We start from the raw sequence: 17,398 nt of genomic DNA, 5'->3' as shown, positions 1-17,398 counted from the left end.
TGAGATAGTATTTAAGATCGTGTTGACCCCTTAATCAATATAGAGTTGTCAGATAGAATAGCCGGAAACTTGTTCGTAGCGTTCACCATTATAGTAACCGTTAGAATTTTCTACTCATATTCCGTTTCTGAATGTAGTGGATCATCTCGACGAAATCCCTGTCGAGGAATTGCAAGATGCTCTCAACAATGTGGAGGGAAAGAAGCCGACACAACGGCTGTTAGCGGCAATTGCGTACAAAAACGGCGTCACGCAGACCGAACTTGCCGAGTGGCACAACACCGGCCGACGAACAATCTACAGTTGGCTCAAACGACTCGACACCGACGAGTCGCTTGAGCAGGCCGTTACTGATGATCACCGATCTGGGAGAAACCGAAAGCTCTCAGAAAAAGAGCAACAAAAGTTTGAAGAAACAGTCCACGAATCTCCCGAAGAAGTTGGGGTAGACGCACCGGCGTGGACGCCGGCGCTCGTCCAGCAGTATCTCGACGAGACCTACGATGTCGAGTACTCAATCCCGAGTTGCCGGCGGTTGCTCAAAGAGGCGGGATTGAGCTATCAAAAACCACGCCGCACAGCCGCCGAATCTGAGTCTGAGGAACAAGAAACGTTCCGTAAAGAACTCAAAAAAAGCGGCGGGAGATGGACGCCACAGTAGTCTGTATCGCTCAAACCAAGAAATCTGCGCAATTTGAGCCGCGTACCGCGTGGTTTCCGCACGGCACACGGCCGATCGGCGAACTTTCTGGATAACGTGACTGGACATATCTACTCAGCGCGATCACCGAAGACGGTGATCGCTTTTTCTCATGATCCGAAGAGTACGTTACCGCCGAGCACGCGAAACATTTCATTCTCTCGTTATGCAAAGAATTTGGTGATGATCTAATCATTGTACTGGTTGGAGCGCCGTGTTTTCAGGCGTCAGCCATCACGGTCCTAACGGCCCGTGACGACCGTGCGGTCATCACGTTCCCGTCGTATTCACTGGAATTGAACCCTGTCGAAGAGTGTTGGTGGCAGCTACAAGCAATTCTCAGTAATCGGTTTTTCCACTCACTTGACGAGTTAACAACGGAGACTGATACCGCTCTTAATCAAATCTCAGTCCCAAAAGTGAGCAATTATTTTTAACATCTACTATAGTACAGGTTCTCAAGCGAAAACTGTGATTCGATAGTTGCTGCGAGTGAAGGGCTGTTATGCACTATGTGTGAAACCAACCCACTGGGTTGAGCGCCATATTAAATATAGTATTCTACAAACCAAGCACAACTAACTGCTGAGTCGACTCTCGAAACTCCTCGGGCACGTCTCACTACGAACTGGCCGACACGCCGTATACCTGGTTTATTGAGTCGTTGTAGAGTTCGTCAAGAGGTTCGTTCACTAGTGTTGTACAAAACCAATCGCTCAGTAGGTCTGCAACTTGACTGCTGGATCACTTCTGTAGTCGTTACAATAGCACTTCACGAAGGGAACTGTTCCGACTCAACAAACCGAGGGTGCGAGAAGGAAACAAGCCGTCGTAATGTGGAAACGACATCGTCGATGTATTCGTCGTTCGTCGGTGGAGCATCACGGCCAGTCGTAACATAGGCCCGGACCGTATCCATTGTGACGTGGTTCCTGACCTCAAATTCTTTCAATGACCTAAACTCCTCTGTGACGTAATCCTGTATCATTTCTATCTCTGAGTCGGGAATATCATTTTCAATGCTGAGTCGAACCATCGCTTCTCGACCGTCGCTAGATCCGATAATCCAGATAACATACCGTACTGATTCTGGATGTTCAGGATGCGTCGATCGGAATCTTACGAGATTATTACTGATATCATATGCTACGAGATCTTGAAACTCGTTGGACCGCTCTTCTACGCGTTGTCGTATCTTTTTCGTGACCGGGGAATGGCCGTCATGGCTATTAGCTTGCTTTTCAATCGCCTGTTTGAGAAACGCCGACACGAATGGTGCGGCATCATGTGATAGATCGTCGATGTACTCAATGATCGACTCGTAGGTAACTACATTCTCGAATGCGTCTCGATCTCTATCATCAATATAGCCGGCTGGGGCTATCAGTCCGACGCCAAATACGTCGCAAGTACCTTTTTCGACGTACCGGGTGCCTCGCTCATAGTAACGTTCTGCTTGTCTATCTTGGAGCGATGCGTTGATCTTGTTTTCAACGAGGAGAAGCACTTTGTCGCCTGTATCAGTTTCAATCCCGATCTCGATATCAGACTCTCCGTTCCCGGTATCAACAGACTGGCTCACTGATAATAGATCCTGGATTCCCATCTTACCGAAAAATTGCCGATAGAACCACTGACGAAATTCCAATGATGTTTCAATTAGTTGAGTGAATAGCAAGTCAATATCTCGTTCTTGGACGGAAGTTGTAATTAAACGGTTATCTAGTGGCATGCGTTCCTAATTTGTGTCCTTTCAAATGAATGTTCGGTACACAAGACTGATAAATACGTATTGGAGAGGTGATGAGTCCTCACGCGTCGTCCTCATGCTGTGGTCACTGATGTTAATCGCATCAAGCGACGCTCCCGAGTCCTCGATTTCGTAGTATTCGTGTACGATTGGTCGGAGTTCCTGAAGCACAAGCTCCGCAGCCAGTGGCAAGAGCTCGATCAGGACTACATCGAGCGACCTGATGTACTTGCCCTCAGATCATCTCTAAAAATGGGATACTTTGATGTCTATTCCATGAGAGTGACACGTATGACAGAAAGTATCGAAGGACGACTGGCAGAGGTGCGCCAGCGACTTGAGATGCTTCCGGAGTCAGAAGAGCCTCCGCCGACGACATTACAGTTGCTCGGCCGGAGCGAGCAGGAACGGGACTGGCAACAGTTTCTAGTACATTTCTTGAGACCCGACGCAGCACATGGACTTGGTCATGCAGTTCTAGAACACCTACTACTGGCCTTGGCTGATCGAAACGAGCTAGAATATTCGTTTTCTCGGTTCGATATCGGGGATATCCAAATCGAACAGGAGGTATCGACATCAGCAGGAATTCCGGACATCGTGCTGTGGGCGTCTGAGGAGTGGTTCATTTGCTGGGAGTTGAAGATACACGCGTCAGAAGGACGAGATCAGACTGTCGGGTACGTTGACGTGGATTCATTCGACGGCATTGGGCTGGAGAAATCAGAGATTCCTGAGGATGGCCAGCACTACATCTATTTGGCTCCAGAAGATGCGTCACCGCCGGCCGCAGACGAGTTCGTGCAGGTTTCGTGGGAGTGGATAGCCTCGGAACTCCAGACGTTTCTCGCAGAGAGCTATGACGCATATCCAGCGCGGACGACCGCACAATTGAAAGATTTCGTCGACACGATCAGAAGTGAACTGACAATGACGGACTATCAGGAGAACCAGCACGAGATGGTCGAACTGTACGTTGAGAACTACGACGTTATCACCAATTTAGAGGCTACGTTTGAGGAGGAGTGGTCAACACTCGAGGACACGTGGGGAACACGACTAGCACAGACGCTCGATACTGCAACATTGGTTGAAAATCCGGACGTCCCAGACGAGTACGCTGCCGTCGAACTAGAAATGAAAAACGGGGAGCAACGAGAGTGGACGTTCCGGCAAGGAAAGTCAGACTGGTCGTGGATGTTCCCACGCGAGTGGTGGCGAAAGGTAGACGAGAACCGTCCAGTGTCGGATGCGACGAAACCGAACGCGAGGATCGGATTTCTGCATCGGTTAGAATGGGATCGGACAGAGGCCGTACGAGACCGAACCCTCGTCGTCTACGTGAGAAATGCACCATCCGGATACAAGGACTTCTACAACGGCTTTGCGGATCGGTTTGCCGGCGCCCGGGATGAGATCGAGACAGCGATAGACGGAACGAACTTTACCGTCACTGACAACAAATCAAACGTCCTCCGTGGAGAGTATGATATCAAAAGTGACGGTCACGAGGGGTTCTTCGAGGCATATCTGGCTGCATTGGCCAGTGCCATGACTGAGGGTGTTGTCTCGAACCCTGAACTGGTCGGGTCCCTCGATAGGCTGTACAAAACGACGATTGAGGAAGACATCTCTCTCTGAGTCCGTATACAGTGGGCCCATTCTGGTGTGAGAGGCCTATTTGTTCACAGCTACGACTATCATGGATCACAAACTTCCCTGGTATGCAGTCGGCGACTCTCGATCTGACTGACTACGCACAGGGTACACGTGGGCATTGTTCAGATTAGCTGGTTCCAGCAGTATGCGTAGCTCTGGAGCCATGTTTCGGCGGTTGCTGGATCGGCGTTTCTGAAGCAGTTTCCAAACTGTGAGGTACGTCGTTTTATTTCTTGGAAGAGACGTTCGACAGTGTTCCGATTTCTGTGTTTTTCGTATTGAAATCGGAGCCGTAGATGATGGAGCGCTGTTTTGATCCAGGGTGCGGAATCAACGAGAAACACGGCGTTTTCGACGTCGTGTTTCTCTTTGAGTTTACGTAGAAACATCTCGGTAAGTGCGGTTGTACGCGTTGGATAGAGTCTGACGTGGAGGAATTCGTTTGTATCGGGATCGACAGCAGCGTACAGCCAATAGCGCTGATCGGGGAGTTGGATCACAGTTTCGTCGAGCGCAACGTGATCCGGTTGGTTTCCAGTTGTTGGCTATAGATCGGCTTTTTGCACCCAGGACCGATTTCGAGCGGAGCGCTGAGGTCATCGCATCCCGCTTTCTCGCACAGATACGCTTTGACCACTCCGCGTTCTGGAACGGAATCGCGCTCCAACAGCAGCTCTTGCGCAGCCTCGTCGGGCTCAAGATCTTTCGATTGATCGATCTCCTATATGATGAGATGGACTCAAATTCGCCGGTATTGTTATATCGGCATCTCTCAATGACCGAATATGGCGTGGCAACACACCCCGTACGCGTACCCTATTCTCTTCGCGACGGCACTTTCGCTGGTCTTGGGGGTGTATACGATCGCCCAAATTCGACGCCGTGGACGTTCAACCACGCTACTCACGTTTGCGGCGATGACGGGGGCTATTGCGATTTGGACTGCCTTCTCCGCGCTCAAACTACTCAGCACTGATCCTACTCTCAAGTTCCACAGCTACCGATTACTCCACATCGGGAGTGCTGCAGTCGGTCCTCTGCTGGTACTCTTTGCACTCGCGTACACCGATCGGACCCGCTGGCTCACCCGTTCCGTCTCGGTCGGTGTGTTCGTCGTTCCTTTCGTTTTCATTATACTCTTGTTTACGAATCCGTACGACGTTGCGACCCTGGAGACACGTGTTGTCGAAACGAACGGATTGGTAGTTTTCCGTGCAGAGCGTGGACCTGCACGCGTCGCGCTTAGCTTCGTCTACGCCGCACTTATGGCCGTTCTCACCCTTGCCATCGTGCTCTACAAAACGGTGCGTACTGGGAAGGCATATTATATGCAGGCTGTTCTCATGACCGTTGCAGTCATCGCGCCGATGGCAGCGAGTTTTCTTACAGTGCTGGGTCTCCCTCCATTCGGACGGGAAGGCGTCAATCTCGTGCCTGCTACGGCAGGGATTTCGGTTGCTGCCCTCGGGGTTGCGACGTTTCGGTATCGATTGCTCGATCTGCCACTGCTCGCATATACGACCGCAATACGGGATTCGCCGGACGGCATCCTCGTCCTCGATGCTGATGAGCGGATCGTGCAGACGAACGCGAGCGTGCGTCGGCTTCTCGGGTCGTCCTCACCTTCTATCGGCCACCCAGTCGATTCCGTTCTTCCAGAGGTGAACGCTGAGACTGCGGACGATCAGACAATCGAGATCACGACTGCAGATGGGACCCGGGTTCTCGATCTGCGTTCACAGCCGTTTCGGTCCCAGGGGGCGACGGTCGGCCGCGTGGTCGTCCTTCGTGACGTCACAGCCCAAAAGCGCTACGAGCAATCACTCGAATTGCGAACTGAACAGGGAGAGTTACTGAACCGGCTCGTTCGACACGATATCAGAAACGAGATGGATGTCGTTCTGGGCCTACTGCGTCGAATCGACTCCGAGATCGCGGCTCCTCACAATGGGGACTCCAATATCGAGGAGCAACTCGCGAAATCGACGGAACGGATCGAACAAAACTGCACGCACGTCGTCGACCTCACCGAGACGGTCGGCGAAATCCTCCAAACGATCGCGCAACGCGAACACGAGCCAGTCCCGATCGAGCTAGTACCGGTTCTCGAGAACGAAATCGCTGCTGTGACAGCTGCCTTTGACGATGCAACGATCGAGACCAAATCGGAGATTCCCACTGTAACAATAAGAGCCGACGAGATGTTGTCCTCGCTTTTTTACAACTTGTTGACGAACGCCATTGTTCACAACGACAATTCGATGCCAGCGGTGAGCGTCTCGACGAGAGAAACCACTGGCTGGATTGCGGTATCCATTGCGGATAACGGTCCCGGTCTACCCGAGCGAGCGAAACGGTTACTCGTTGGAGAAACCCCGCTGACGGAGTATCGGGAGTCTGGATACGGACTCTATATTGTCCGGTCGTTAGCAGACGGATACGGGGCAGAGCTCTCAGTCACGGAAAACCAGCCGACTGGAACGATCGTCACGGTCCGATTTCAGCGCGGCGACACCACTCACATGAACCAATCCGAGCAGGCTGCAACGACGCATCATGAGAACTCTTCAGCTTCATAGTACGGCTGGACCACACCACGCGTGTCCTAACGAGGGAATTGGTCGGATCACACCCGACATAGTCGGACCGAAGATTGATCGATATCGGGTGGGATTGAAACGCATGACCGTTCGAGATTCCTGTAGCGGGCGACGACAATCGGCAGGCAGGATTTATTGGGTGGTCGGGTGGCTAGATGACTGAAACCACACCGAATACCGGCCAGAGAGAGAGACAACTCGAGACGATAGACGTCCTCCTCGTCGACGACAACGAGCGGTGGGCCGCGTTTGTAGCCGAGGAACTGGAGCGCCACGACTCGACAATACAGGTCGAGATCGCCTCGAGTGCGAACGAGGCTTTGTCAGTCCTCGCCGAAACAGGGGCCGATTGTCTCGTGTTGGATTATCAAATGCCAGAAGTAAACGGCGTTCAACTCGTAGAACGGATCCGAAGCGAACGGTCTGAGCTTCCCTGTATTCTTGTGACTGGTGAAGGAAGCGAAGACGTTGCAGCGCAGGCTATCGATGCTGGTGTCACCGATTATTTGGCGAAGGATCCGAAAGTCGATCAGATACCTGACTTGGTTTGCAAGATTCGAAACGTCGTTGAGCGTCGGCTATTGAGGCAGGCGGTTGCGGATGGCGAACAGCGGTATCGGACAGTGACCGAACAGAGTCGAGATGCCATCCTCATTCTTCGCGAGGGGCGGATCGTGTTCGGCAACGAGCAGCTTACTGCACTTACCGGAATACATATTGACGACCTCACCCAGACGAGATTCGTCACAACACTCGTTCATGACGCTGACCGCGACCAGTTCGAGGAGACCATCCATGGAGCCGAGCATGGGGCCCTCGCGGATGGAATTCATGACGTTCGGCTGCGGACCCCTGATGGGACAGTTCATTACTGCGAATACACGGGACGAACGATTACATACGAAGGAAGTGCCGCCACGATGCTCTCGATCAGAGATGTGACGGAGAAACGAATCCGGGAGAACCGACTCCGCAGGGAACGGCGTCTCAACACGCGTGTCCAGCGCGCACTGGTGACGGCACGGAGCCGGGACGACCTCGAAACGACAGTTGTGACCGCCCTCTCCGAGCAGGGATACGATCTCGTCTGGATCGGGACCATTTCCGAGGCACTGGTGGTGCCACGTGTCGTCGCAGGCGACCCCGGGTATCTCGATGGCGTAGACCTCAGCATCGACCAAACGATGTCTGAAGGCGAGCCAAGCGCCTGGGCAGCACGAACCGGAAAGCCCCAGATGCTTACTGATATAGCAGACCTGTTTCCGACCGCCTGGCGAGATCGTGCTCTCAACTGGGGGTTTCGAACGGCTATTGCGCTTCCAATACAATACGGGAAGATCACCTATGGACTCCTCGCAGCATACGGAGGAAAGGCAGGGATGATCGATGATGGCGAACACGAGTTCCTCACCGACCTTGCGGCAACCGTTGGCTATGCGATCCATCATATGGACGCCCGCAAAGCATTGACCGCGAATCACGGTGTTAAGGCCCGGCTGGAACTCCCTGGGCAGGCACATTACCTGGGCAAGATCGCCAACGATTCCGAAGCCGGTGGCTCCGAACTGGAAGCAGTCGTCCACAGTACGTATCCTACGGGTACGGACAGTCTCACCCAGTTTGTCTCCCTCGAGAAAGGGTCGGCAGAACGATTCCGCGACGGAGCTATGGATCATCCGGCCGTCCAGCGTATCGTTTCGATCCATACTACGGACCAGCCGTCGTTCCATCTCACGATCGACTGTCCGACCCCAGAATCTACCCTTACCCCGTTCAACGCCTTCGTACGATCCACACGTATCACCGCCGATCGAGTGGTGCTACGGATTGAACTACCGTCGCGGAAGAAGCTCAGCGGATTGGTCCGGACGCTCGAAGAGCAGTACGGCCACGTGGCGGTACTGTCCTGTGTCGAGGGCGATCTGACCGACCAGGAGGATCTCCTGGAGGCCGAAACGAGCACTCTCACGGACAAGCAGGCGACTGCACTCGAGGCGGCCTACCGTCATGGGTACTTCGAACAGCCCCGACGCCGGTCTGCAAGCGAGATCGCTGAGACGTTGGATATCTCCCACTCGACCTACCTCCAGCATCTCCGTGCCGCCCAGCAGAAAGTGTTCGATGGCTTCTACGCCGAGTGAATCATCCGTCAGGAAGGAGCAGTATCCGATTCTCACAGGTAACTGGGGATACCTTCATATGACGATTCTCGGAAGCCCGCGTGTGCGTTCGCCGATATTTCGTGAGGCTGAAAGACGTCATATGTAGTGGTAGAGCTTCTGGTAGTACACGATTGAGAATGTAATGCAGCATGACTGTCCCACCCACGAACGCGACGGCAGTGAGATGGGCCGAGTGGGTAGCAACGAAACGTGGAGGGAAGGGACGTAACTCGACGGAACCCGCGCTATCAACTCGACGGGAGGTCAGCTACCCACCGAGATATCGGTCTATTGGGTACACTACCGCGTCGCTGGCTCGATTGCGAAAACGGGGTCGGCTACGCCGATCCTGTGCCGGTGAATCTGGGGCATCGGCCCGTTTCCGACGATCGGTGAAATCGGGGCCAGCAGACAGTCGGACGGTACCGACCCCGGTAGCAGGGGGCTTCTCGAGCTCGCGGTCTACGGTACGGGTGCGAGCGAGCCCCACTTCGCGTCATATTACAGTATATACGCGGCTTCTCACCGATCAAGACCGTCCCACCCCCACATCGAGGAGACACCAATGGTAACTGAAGATACGAACGTCGACACGGAACTGGCTACCGAACAATCACAGACGGAGACGGGGGCGCCAGAGACAGGCCCAGCGGACACGGACTCGGAGATCGTCGGCGGGCTTGACAAAAACGTCGCCGGAGCGCTGGCGTACCTCTTCGGGTTCGTGACCGGGTTGATATTTTATCTCGTCGAGGACGACAACGAGTTTGTCCGATTTCATGCCGCCCAGAGTATGATCGTTTTCGGGGGGCTTATTGCGTTCAGTTTCGGCGTTACGTTTCTGCAGATCTTCCTGGAGATGATTCCTGTCGTCGGCTGGATGATGTCGCTTGGACTGGCTCTGCTCTCGCTGCTGATACTGCCAATCGGGTTCGTCCTCTGGCTCGTCTTGCTCATCAAGGCCTACAGAGGCCAGCGCTACGGGCTACCCGTCGTCGGCAACATAGCAGAGGGCTGGGTCTGATGAGAGTGCAACGCCGGTCTGTCGTTGTAGCTGTCGGCGGACTCGCCGCGCTAAGCGGCTGTCTCAGTACCGACGCGATCACGGACAGGGTCAGAGAAGAAGCCACGGATCGGGCGGGTGACGAGCTCAGTGACCGGACCGATGTCGATATCGAGATTCCCGACGACCCGCCGGAGACGGACGACGATGAGTGGCGACTGTACGAGTTCACAGCAGGCGAGTACTACGAGTATCGTATCGAGAGCGACGAGGATGGGGATGGCGTTTTTCTCTGGACCGTCGAAGACGCCGGTGATGGCCGTCTTACCGTCGAAACCGAACTGGCATTCGAGGACGGTGAGGAGTTCGCCCGGACGGTGACCGGCACCGAAGACGAGGTGTTCTCGGAACTGATGGCGACTCCTGCAGCGATCTTCATCGGATCCGGGCTTCACTCACCCCACGTCGAGGCCAACGAGGGCGTGTACGTCGGCTACGAGTGGCGCTTCGCTACTGAGGAGGGGAGCCTGCGGTACGCAGTCGAGGACACTGCATCCTACGTCGGACGCGAGTGCTACGTTGCCGTCACCGAGATCGACGACACGGTCGTCCACGAGAGCTGTCTCGCTCCCGAGTTGGCGTTTCCAGCATACGTCGCCTACTACGACGAGGAAACAGGGGATGTCCTCCTCGAGATGGAGTTAGTCGAATACAGAGCGGATGAGTAATAGTTGGGGGGATGATACAAATGCCACCACGAGACACGAAAATCGAAGCCGACCGATCTAAAAAAACGGTGAATGCAGGCTCGAGAGCTGTGGATGCATCCGAATCGAGTCCAGTAGAGCGGAGAACGACGAGTGGGGACCATTCGGTTGTTGAACGCAAAAAGCGGTTTAGCCGGCGGCAGGTCGTGCAGGGACTGAGCGCTGCAGGGGTTATGGGCATTGCCGGATGTCTCGGCGAGACCGATGATTCCGACGAGGATGGAGACGACGCCGGTAACGGCGACGGAGATGACAGCACAGCGGAGATCACATTTCAGGGTGAGACCCATACCGCTGATGGATTGAGAGTCATGTGTGGTGGGGCAGGGGTTTCAGACGTACACCACTTTGACGCGTCGTTCGAAACACCGGACCTCGATGTGGGGCTACGTCTTTTCACTTCTTTCTACGACGACTATGCGGACATAAATGTCCACAAGGAGATCGAGGAGGTCGAAGATTTTTTTGCTGATGACTATGACATGGAAGAGGACTCCGAACACTACCAAGCAGACGTTGGATACGACGAGGTGGAATTCGACATCGAGGGCGATCCGAACCACACCTCGGGCATGGTTCATCTCGAGCCCAACAACGAGCTTGCCGAAGACGCCAACCCCGATGGAGTCGAGGTGGAGTTCGAGGTACGATGTAGTCCAGGTGACCCAAACGGCGATGAGACCGGCGACCAATCGGTGGGTGAACCGGACGACGTAGACGACGAAGCGGAAACGGATGACGAGACCCTCGCTGACGAAGACGAGGCGGTCCATCCCGCTGATCTAGATATCGACCCCGCAGACGGGTGGGCCGAACCCCACGATGGTGTCGAGATCCCCGATGAGCCGGGACGTGCGGTGCTCATGGTCGACGGCGAGCGTTTCGAACTCGAGGGAGGCTGTAACCCGGGTGGGGAGGTTCACGCCGAGGACGAGGACGAACAACGCGAGTTGCGTGCCGAACACGGCCATTTCACGTCTTTCTCCGGATTTCACACTGACGGTGGGGAGCTATCCGCCTATATCTCACGAGTCCTCGGAATCGGACGAATCGCCGGAATCAGTGATCGGTCGCGGACGGTCGAGGAGTTCGACCAGTTCGCGCTGGGCAATGAGGATAGCGGTGCAAGTTATCAGTTTCTGGCTTATGCCGACGGTGAGCCCGAACTCGTCGAGGACGACGGGGTCACCGAGGCCGACGAGCCGTTCGTCCGGGTCGATCCCTCGGGCGTGATCACTGCGGTCGGCAAACTCGAACGCGTCGAATCCGGGATCGATCCCGAGGTCGAGGAGGCCCCCATAGGGGAGTTCGAGTTCGGCGCGCGCTGTCATGACGCATGGACGGAGCGGTACGAAGACGGGAGCTGAGAGACCATGAAAACGACCGACAAAGCGAACGGGAGAGAACAGATCGTGGAACGGACGGAACTGGCCGAATCACGGGCGAAGCGACTGTGAGAGAACACGATCACGGTACGGGACGGACGACCCGAACCGAGCGACGTCGGGTTCTTCGGACGCTGGGTGGTGTGGGTGTCCTTGGAGGTGCTGGCTGTCTAGGTAGTGGCGATGAAGGCGACAGTGAGAACGGCAACGGCGGCGATACCGACGAGAGCGCCGGGACCGCTGAGATCAGGTTTCTAGGTGAAACCTACACTTTCGATGACGCCTCGTGTGAGGGAAGCAGGACGTTTCCACCGGAAAACGAGCAGATTCGCCATCGCGATGTCGACGAGGGGGTCGAATTCTGGGTCGAGCGGTACGATCCGGAGGAGTCGGACGCCATCGAAGTCAATCTGAGTTTCCCGACCGGCGGCTCGGACGAAACGATCGGCGAGATCGAGGCATACGGCGGGGAAACGACGGTCGACGCCGTCGAGTTCGAACTCGGGACCGGCACGTCGGGATCGCTCCACCTCGATCCATCGAGCCACATGAACGACGACGTGGAACACGACCCCGACGGCGGCGAGGTGGAGTGGGACATCTCATGTTGAAACGGACTGCGGAGAAGTCGACGATAGGCCGAGTATCCGGCCCCACGAGAAGGCGAACCCTCCGTATCCTGGCTACTGCCGGCCTTGCAGGGGTCGCTGGCTGTACAGGCACTCTCGAGGAGATCGACAGTGGCGACGATGACGAGAGTGATGACGCTGACGGCGAGGATATCGACTCGAACGAGAGACGAGACGACGGGAGTAATGACAGTGACCAGAACGACGTAAGCGAGGAACAAGACGACGAGACCGATGACATTGGGAACGAAGACGATTCCACGACTGACGACGAGCCAAGCGACACGGAATCTGGTGAGCAGGACACTGACGACGCTCCCACGATCGACGACGAGTCGAGTGACGATGAGGCCGACGAAACCGAGGACGCGGGGCAGGACCGCTCGGACCCGGAGACCGCAGAGCTGACTGTCAGAGTCATTGACGACGCCGACAACCCGGTCGATGGGGCATCTCTCACCCTCGTTCCCCATCTCGAGGAAGTTGAGGCGCCGGACCATCCGATAGAACACGGAGAAACCGACGTCGATGGCGTCTACACCGACGTTCTCGAGCACCACGTGTACACGATCGAGGTCGAACATCCCGACTACGAGTTCAGAGTGGGAGAGTACACCCACGATGGCCCCGGCGAGGTGACGGTTCCGCTGAAGCTCGTGGGCGACCCGGACACGACGGATGCATCGTCCGTATCGATTACCGTCGTCGACGCCGAGGACACCCCGATAGAGGGTGCAGCAGTCTCCCTCATTCCCTACGTTTCCGATCTCCCGATAATCGAGGGTGAAACTGACGGGGACGGTGTCTACACCGAGACGATCGAGGAACGAGTCTACATGCTCGAAGTGGCTCATCCCGATCACGGAGACTACCGGAGGGAATACATCCACAACGGGCCGGACGAGATAACGATCACACTCGAGGCTGGTGCTGGAGAGCCGTCGATCACGGTCACCGTGACCGACGAAGACGGGGTCCCGATCGAGGGTGCCACAGTCGAGCTTCAGGCCTACGTCGAAGAAGGGGAGGGGGCGAGCGGCGAAACAAACGTCGACGGCGTCTTTACGGCGTCACTCGACGAGATCGACTATACGATCCACGTGGAGCACCCCGACTACGAACCGGAAGGGTGGGTCATCAATATCCCCCGCGATACCCAACTCACCATCGAGTTGGAGCCGTTCCGGGAACGGGCGGATCTCACGGTAACCGTCGTGGATTCGGAAACCGACCCCATCGAGGGTGCACTGGTCAGGCTCATCGGACCGGACGACGACCCGGTGTACGATTCGATAGCGACCGGCGAGACCGACGCTGAGGGGGTCTTCACCGAGACGGTCCGTGAGGACACCTACTTCATCGAGGTGAGTCACGATGACTACGAGCGGACGGAAGTCACCCACGAGCATGTCGGACCGTCCGAGACAACCGTCGTACTCGGTGGAGGGTGACGATGGGTTCTGCTGTTCGAATCACGGAGGACGGAGACTGCCATCCAACCCCCGTCGGTGCAGGTGGCTTGAGCCTCACCTACGAGAGGACCTTCTCTCTGGAAACCGACGCAGACGCTGAGCGGTCGATTAGCGACAACGGTGGGAAAGGAAACGGCCGACGGCATTACAGACGGCGGCTCTCCGGTGAGATGAAAACACCGCCCATGAGAGCAACCGACCGGACGAGACACGATCAACGGAAACACGTCGAAATGGAAACCAACCGACCCACGAAACGCACGAATCGAATCGATCGACGAACACTCCTTCAGCTGCTTTGCGTTACAGGAGTCGCCGGGATGGCGGGCTGTCTGGACGGAGACGACGGTGTGAACGGAACTGGTGATGTCGCTGACAACAACGGCGACGACGCGAGCGATGACGCAGGGGACGACGAGGCCCCGGCAGTAGAGGACTCGGAAACCGACACCGACGACGAGGACGGCGACCCATATCTCCGCGAGGAACTGGAAAACGCGATCGAAACCCTCGACGCTCCGGAGCCGGGGAGTGCAACCGTCGTCTTCGAGAACGACGGCGAGTATCATACCGAAGACGTCGAGTGTAGCGAGGACTCGTCCGATCCCGACGACCCCGAAAAGGGCGGCTCGGAAGGCTTTTTTGAGTTCGAGGACGGCGAGGCGTTCGGCGTTGAACTGAGCAGGATCGATGATACCGATGGTATTCGAAACACAATCACCCTCACGGTCCCAAATCCCGACGAAGACAGCCAGTTCGAGGAGGCCGAAGTCCCTCGGAGTCTCTGGCCGATCAAACCCGAAGAGGGTGCCGACGGACGTTCGGCGTTCGTTATCCGAGAGAACGGAACCTGGTACGGCGGCATCGAGTTGGATCTCTCCGACATCGAGAGCACTGACTACGGCGAGACGTTGGTCGCCATTACTTGCGGCTAAACAAAACCAATGAAATTACACTTCGTCAAGGCGACAGGCGTCTTCCTTCGGACGCTGCCGTTCGTTGCGCTCCGAATCGCTGTCGGGGCACTATTCGGCATACTCACGGTCCTCTACTTCGGGGTCATCGGCTGGCTGGTGCTCACGCTGCTCGAGGCGGGGACCCTCTCCGGGCCAATCGCCGGGGTTGGACTGGTTATTGCGACGCTCATCTTCCTCGGTGTGATGCGACTCGCGAGACGATACGTCCTCTACCTGGTCGCTGCCGGCCACATCGCCGTCATTGCCTATATCGTCGATACCGGCGAGACGCCATCGAATCAGATCGCGTTCGGGACGAACAAAGTCAAGGAGAACTTCGCAGGTGCGAGCGCGCTGTTCGTCGTCGATCAGTTGGTGAAATCCGTCATCAGGCAGTTCAATAGTACGGTAATTTCGCTGTCGAATCTCGTGAGTTTCGTCCCGACGCTCGGGAACATCCTCACGGTTCTTCGCAGAGCGATCGCACTCGCCGCCTCCTACATCGACGAGGCAATCCTCGCACACGTCTTCCTCAACGAGGACCAGAACAACTGGCGGGCCGCTCGTGACGGGGTGGTGCTCTACGGAAAGACCTGGAAACCGGTGTTGGCGTCGACTCTCATCATCGTCCTCGGGATGTATGCGGTTGCGTTCGCGATGTTACTGGCGTTGACCCCGCTGGCAGCCGTCTTTGGCGGCTTCTCGCCGACGTTCGAGGTGCTCGGCTGGGTCGTCGTCGGTGGGATTGCGTTGACGGTCTACCTGGGCGTGCTCAGACCGTGGGTCAAAACGGTCGTGATTACGACGTTCCTCGTCGAATCCAGGGACGCAACTCCCGACAGCGAGACGATGGACTTCATCGCGAATCGTTCGAAGAAGTTCGAGGAACTCGTAGCCAACGCCGAAGCCGAGAAATCAGACGACGCCCTGACTGGAGAGGTCGCCGAAAGCGAACTCCCGAACGAGGAACCCATATGAGTCGCTCCGCTAGGGCTCCGAACCCCATTGCACACGCGGGGAAATTTCGTGCTGACACTTGCTCTTGGTGCCGTTGTTGATCTATGCTGCAGTCGTTTGCAGCGTCGAGTTGATCGCCTCGTTTGGACGAACTTTGACCAGCTCGTTGATTCGGCTGAATCAATTTTAGCGCGGGATCACGGCAGCGCCGAACAATCACTTGAGATCCCCACCGAACGAGAGGCATTCCTCCTTCGAGAACTCGTTTGCTTTCTCTACAAAGAAGACCTCGTGAGTGGCCGCGAAGATCGCGTCCTCGTCGTCGCCGCTCGCAATACCGGTTTGACCAGACAGTGCCGTATCAGACCGCACAGCGGGTTATTCGAAACGATAAAATTGAACATCCACAAATGATATCTACTCGGAGATTATCACATCGCATAATGGCCTACGAGAACTTGGACGAAGACTTAGTGAACGAACTGCTTGGCGATGGACGTGCGAGTCTGCGGAGTCTCGCTGAAGAACTCGATGTCTCCGTTACGACCGTCTCAAACCACCTCTCTGATCTCGAGGAAGACGGGGTAATCAAAGAATACACACCAGTAGTCAACTACGATGCTGCCGGATACGATGTCACCGCGGTGATACAACTCAAAGCCGAAGGGAATGCGCTCCCCGAAATCACGGAGACACTGAAAGATCACCGGCAGATGACCTCGGTCTACGAGGTGACTGGTGACTACGATGTAATTGCGATCGGGAAATTCAAAGATACCGATGACATGAACGATCAGATTAAAGCTCTGATCACCGACCCCAACATCAACCAGTCAAATACGAGCATCGTTCTCAACGCCGTTGCTGAAAATAACCAGTTCGAACTCAAAACCAACAATAACAGTTGATTCATCACCGCGATTGCAGAAGTTCAGTGAACCGAGACCGCGTTGCCGGTCTAGCGGCTATTCTTCCGGCCAGATACACCGTAATCGATGTGGACTTCCGGTGTGCTCGATGACTCTGGCGCGGCGACCCCGTTCCAATCGACAAGGTGCACGTTCGCCATCTGGCCGGAAAACCGGAATCGTTGTACCCCGGTTTCAATCGCTCCCTCTACGGCATGCTCTGAGACGATTGTTGTCTTCTCGAGTGGATCAGCGTCTACCATTTCAATGTCGCCATCAACACTGATTTCGTAATTCGCTGGAACTCCTTTGCCAATGATTGTGACGATATTTGTCAGTTCGTTTCCATCTTGCATACTTTGACCATCCAACTCTGCCAGTATAAGCCTTCTTATCGCCTAAAAAGTGGGAATACGGGAATTTATCGAGCGGACGAACGCAATATTCTCA

Annotated in this window: 14 protein-coding genes and 2 pseudogenes; 12 read left to right on the top strand and 4 right to left on the bottom strand. The window is 55.5% G+C overall.

Annotation, left to right across the window (positions count from 1 at the left end):
- Window positions 1–136: 136 nt before the first annotated feature.
- A pseudogene (locus CV102_RS16860) lies at window positions 137–1,137 on the top strand (IS630 family transposase).
- A 335-nt stretch (window positions 1,138–1,472) separates the two neighbouring features.
- Here the strand turns inward: CV102_RS16860 and CV102_RS16855 are convergent.
- Window positions 1,473–2,432, bottom strand: coding sequence for a PD-(D/E)XK nuclease family protein (locus CV102_RS16855; RefSeq protein ID WP_148859179.1), 960 nt, complete (start codon window positions 2,430–2,432; stop codon window positions 1,473–1,475).
- Window positions 2,433–2,531: 99 nt separating this feature from the next.
- Here CV102_RS16855 and CV102_RS16850 point away from each other — a divergent pair, with 99 nt between their 5' ends.
- Window positions 2,532–4,091: a PD-(D/E)XK nuclease family protein gene (locus tag CV102_RS16850; RefSeq protein WP_148859178.1), complete on the top strand. Its 1,560-nt coding sequence runs from the start codon at window positions 2,532–2,534 to the stop codon at window positions 4,089–4,091.
- A gap of 140 nt (window positions 4,092–4,231) precedes the next feature.
- On the opposite strand, the pseudogene CV102_RS16845 reads toward CV102_RS16850, so the two are convergent.
- A pseudogene (locus CV102_RS16845) lies at window positions 4,232–4,678 on the bottom strand (IS6 family transposase); the annotation flags it as partial.
- A 216-nt stretch (window positions 4,679–4,894) separates the two neighbouring features.
- On the opposite strand from CV102_RS16845, the gene CV102_RS16840 reads away from it, so the two are divergent.
- The 9 genes from CV102_RS16840 to CV102_RS16800 all read left to right on the top strand — a co-directional run bounded on the left by CV102_RS16840 (window position 4,895) and on the right by CV102_RS16800 (window position 16,061).
- On the top strand, window positions 4,895–6,688 hold the full coding sequence (locus CV102_RS16840; protein ID WP_148859176.1) for a histidine kinase N-terminal 7TM domain-containing protein: 1,794 nt from the start codon (window positions 4,895–4,897) through the stop codon (window positions 6,686–6,688).
- Between the two features lie 176 nt (window positions 6,689–6,864).
- The gene (locus CV102_RS16835) at window positions 6,865–8,850 is read left to right on the top strand and encodes a response regulator (protein ID WP_148859175.1); all 1,986 of its coding nucleotides are present in this window, start codon (window positions 6,865–6,867) and stop codon (window positions 8,848–8,850) included.
- A 586-nt stretch (window positions 8,851–9,436) separates the two neighbouring features.
- Window positions 9,437–9,895, top strand: coding sequence for a DUF4870 domain-containing protein (locus tag CV102_RS16830; protein WP_148859174.1), 459 nt, complete (start codon window positions 9,437–9,439; stop codon window positions 9,893–9,895).
- The gene (locus tag CV102_RS16825) at window positions 9,895–10,602 is read left to right on the top strand and encodes a hypothetical protein (RefSeq protein WP_148859173.1); all 708 of its coding nucleotides are present in this window, start codon (window positions 9,895–9,897) and stop codon (window positions 10,600–10,602) included. The genes CV102_RS16830 and CV102_RS16825 overlap by 1 nt, the downstream gene beginning before the upstream one ends.
- A gap of 20 nt (window positions 10,603–10,622) precedes the next feature.
- On the top strand, window positions 10,623–12,008 hold the full coding sequence (locus tag CV102_RS16820) for a hypothetical protein (RefSeq protein ID WP_148859172.1): 1,386 nt from the start codon (window positions 10,623–10,625) through the stop codon (window positions 12,006–12,008).
- 161 nt (window positions 12,009–12,169) lie between these two features.
- Window positions 12,170–12,637, top strand: a complete 468-nt coding sequence (locus CV102_RS16815; RefSeq protein WP_233710717.1) for a hypothetical protein — start codon at window positions 12,170–12,172, stop codon at window positions 12,635–12,637.
- Window positions 12,631–14,106: a carboxypeptidase-like regulatory domain-containing protein gene (locus tag CV102_RS16810; RefSeq protein ID WP_148859171.1), complete on the top strand. Its 1,476-nt coding sequence runs from the start codon at window positions 12,631–12,633 to the stop codon at window positions 14,104–14,106. Before CV102_RS16815 ends, CV102_RS16810 begins: the two co-directional genes overlap by 7 nt.
- Before the next feature lie 371 nt (window positions 14,107–14,477).
- A complete protein-coding gene (locus CV102_RS16805; RefSeq protein ID WP_148859170.1) occupies window positions 14,478–15,062 on the top strand; it encodes a hypothetical protein in 585 nt (194 codons plus the stop codon).
- A 9-nt stretch (window positions 15,063–15,071) separates the two neighbouring features.
- A complete protein-coding gene (locus CV102_RS16800) occupies window positions 15,072–16,061 on the top strand; it encodes a hypothetical protein (protein WP_148859169.1) in 990 nt (329 codons plus the stop codon).
- A gap of 195 nt (window positions 16,062–16,256) precedes the next feature.
- Here CV102_RS16800 and CV102_RS26085 read toward each other — a convergent pair whose 3' ends face one another.
- Window positions 16,257–16,412: a hypothetical protein gene (locus CV102_RS26085; RefSeq protein ID WP_187433010.1), complete on the bottom strand. Its 156-nt coding sequence runs from the start codon at window positions 16,410–16,412 to the stop codon at window positions 16,257–16,259.
- 71 nt (window positions 16,413–16,483) lie between these two features.
- On the opposite strand from CV102_RS26085, the gene lrp reads away from it, so the two are divergent.
- Window positions 16,484–16,948, top strand: coding sequence for an HTH-type transcriptional regulator Lrp (gene lrp / locus CV102_RS16790; protein ID WP_148859168.1), 465 nt, complete (start codon window positions 16,484–16,486; stop codon window positions 16,946–16,948).
- A gap of 50 nt (window positions 16,949–16,998) precedes the next feature.
- Here the strand turns inward: lrp and CV102_RS16785 are convergent, their stop codons facing one another.
- Window positions 16,999–17,304, bottom strand: a complete 306-nt coding sequence (locus CV102_RS16785) for a hypothetical protein (protein WP_148859167.1) — start codon at window positions 17,302–17,304, stop codon at window positions 16,999–17,001.
- Between the last annotated feature and the right edge of the window lie 94 nt (window positions 17,305–17,398).

Origin of the sequence: Natronococcus pandeyae, assembly GCF_008122205.1 — an archaeon.
Lineage (GTDB): Archaea > Halobacteriota > Halobacteria > Halobacteriales > Natrialbaceae > Natronococcus > Natronococcus pandeyae.
This window is presented reverse-complemented; position numbering and strand designations above follow the sequence as displayed.

What these genes read in the sequence shown, in the direction of transcription:
- CV102_RS16855 (WP_148859179.1), bottom strand. Translation starts at nt 2,432, where the DNA reads ATGCCACTAGATAACCGTTTAATTACAACTTCCGTCCAAGAACGAGAT.
- CV102_RS16840 (WP_148859176.1), top strand. Translation starts at nt 4,895, where the DNA reads ATGGCGTGGCAACACACCCCGTACGCGTACCCTATTCTCTTCGCGACG.
- CV102_RS16835 (WP_148859175.1), top strand. Translation starts at nt 6,865, where the DNA reads ATGACTGAAACCACACCGAATACCGGCCAGAGAGAGAGACAACTCGAG.
- CV102_RS16830 (WP_148859174.1), top strand. Translation starts at nt 9,437, where the DNA reads ATGGTAACTGAAGATACGAACGTCGACACGGAACTGGCTACCGAACAA.
- CV102_RS16825 (WP_148859173.1), top strand. Translation starts at nt 9,895, where the DNA reads ATGAGAGTGCAACGCCGGTCTGTCGTTGTAGCTGTCGGCGGACTCGCC.
- CV102_RS16820 (WP_148859172.1), top strand. Translation starts at nt 10,623, where the DNA reads ATGCCACCACGAGACACGAAAATCGAAGCCGACCGATCTAAAAAAACG.
- CV102_RS16810 (WP_148859171.1), top strand. Translation starts at nt 12,631, where the DNA reads ATGTTGAAACGGACTGCGGAGAAGTCGACGATAGGCCGAGTATCCGGC.
- CV102_RS16800 (WP_148859169.1), top strand. Translation starts at nt 15,072, where the DNA reads ATGAAATTACACTTCGTCAAGGCGACAGGCGTCTTCCTTCGGACGCTG.
- lrp (WP_148859168.1), top strand. Translation starts at nt 16,484, where the DNA reads ATGGCCTACGAGAACTTGGACGAAGACTTAGTGAACGAACTGCTTGGC.
- CV102_RS16785 (WP_148859167.1), bottom strand. Translation starts at nt 17,304, where the DNA reads ATGCAAGATGGAAACGAACTGACAAATATCGTCACAATCATTGGCAAA.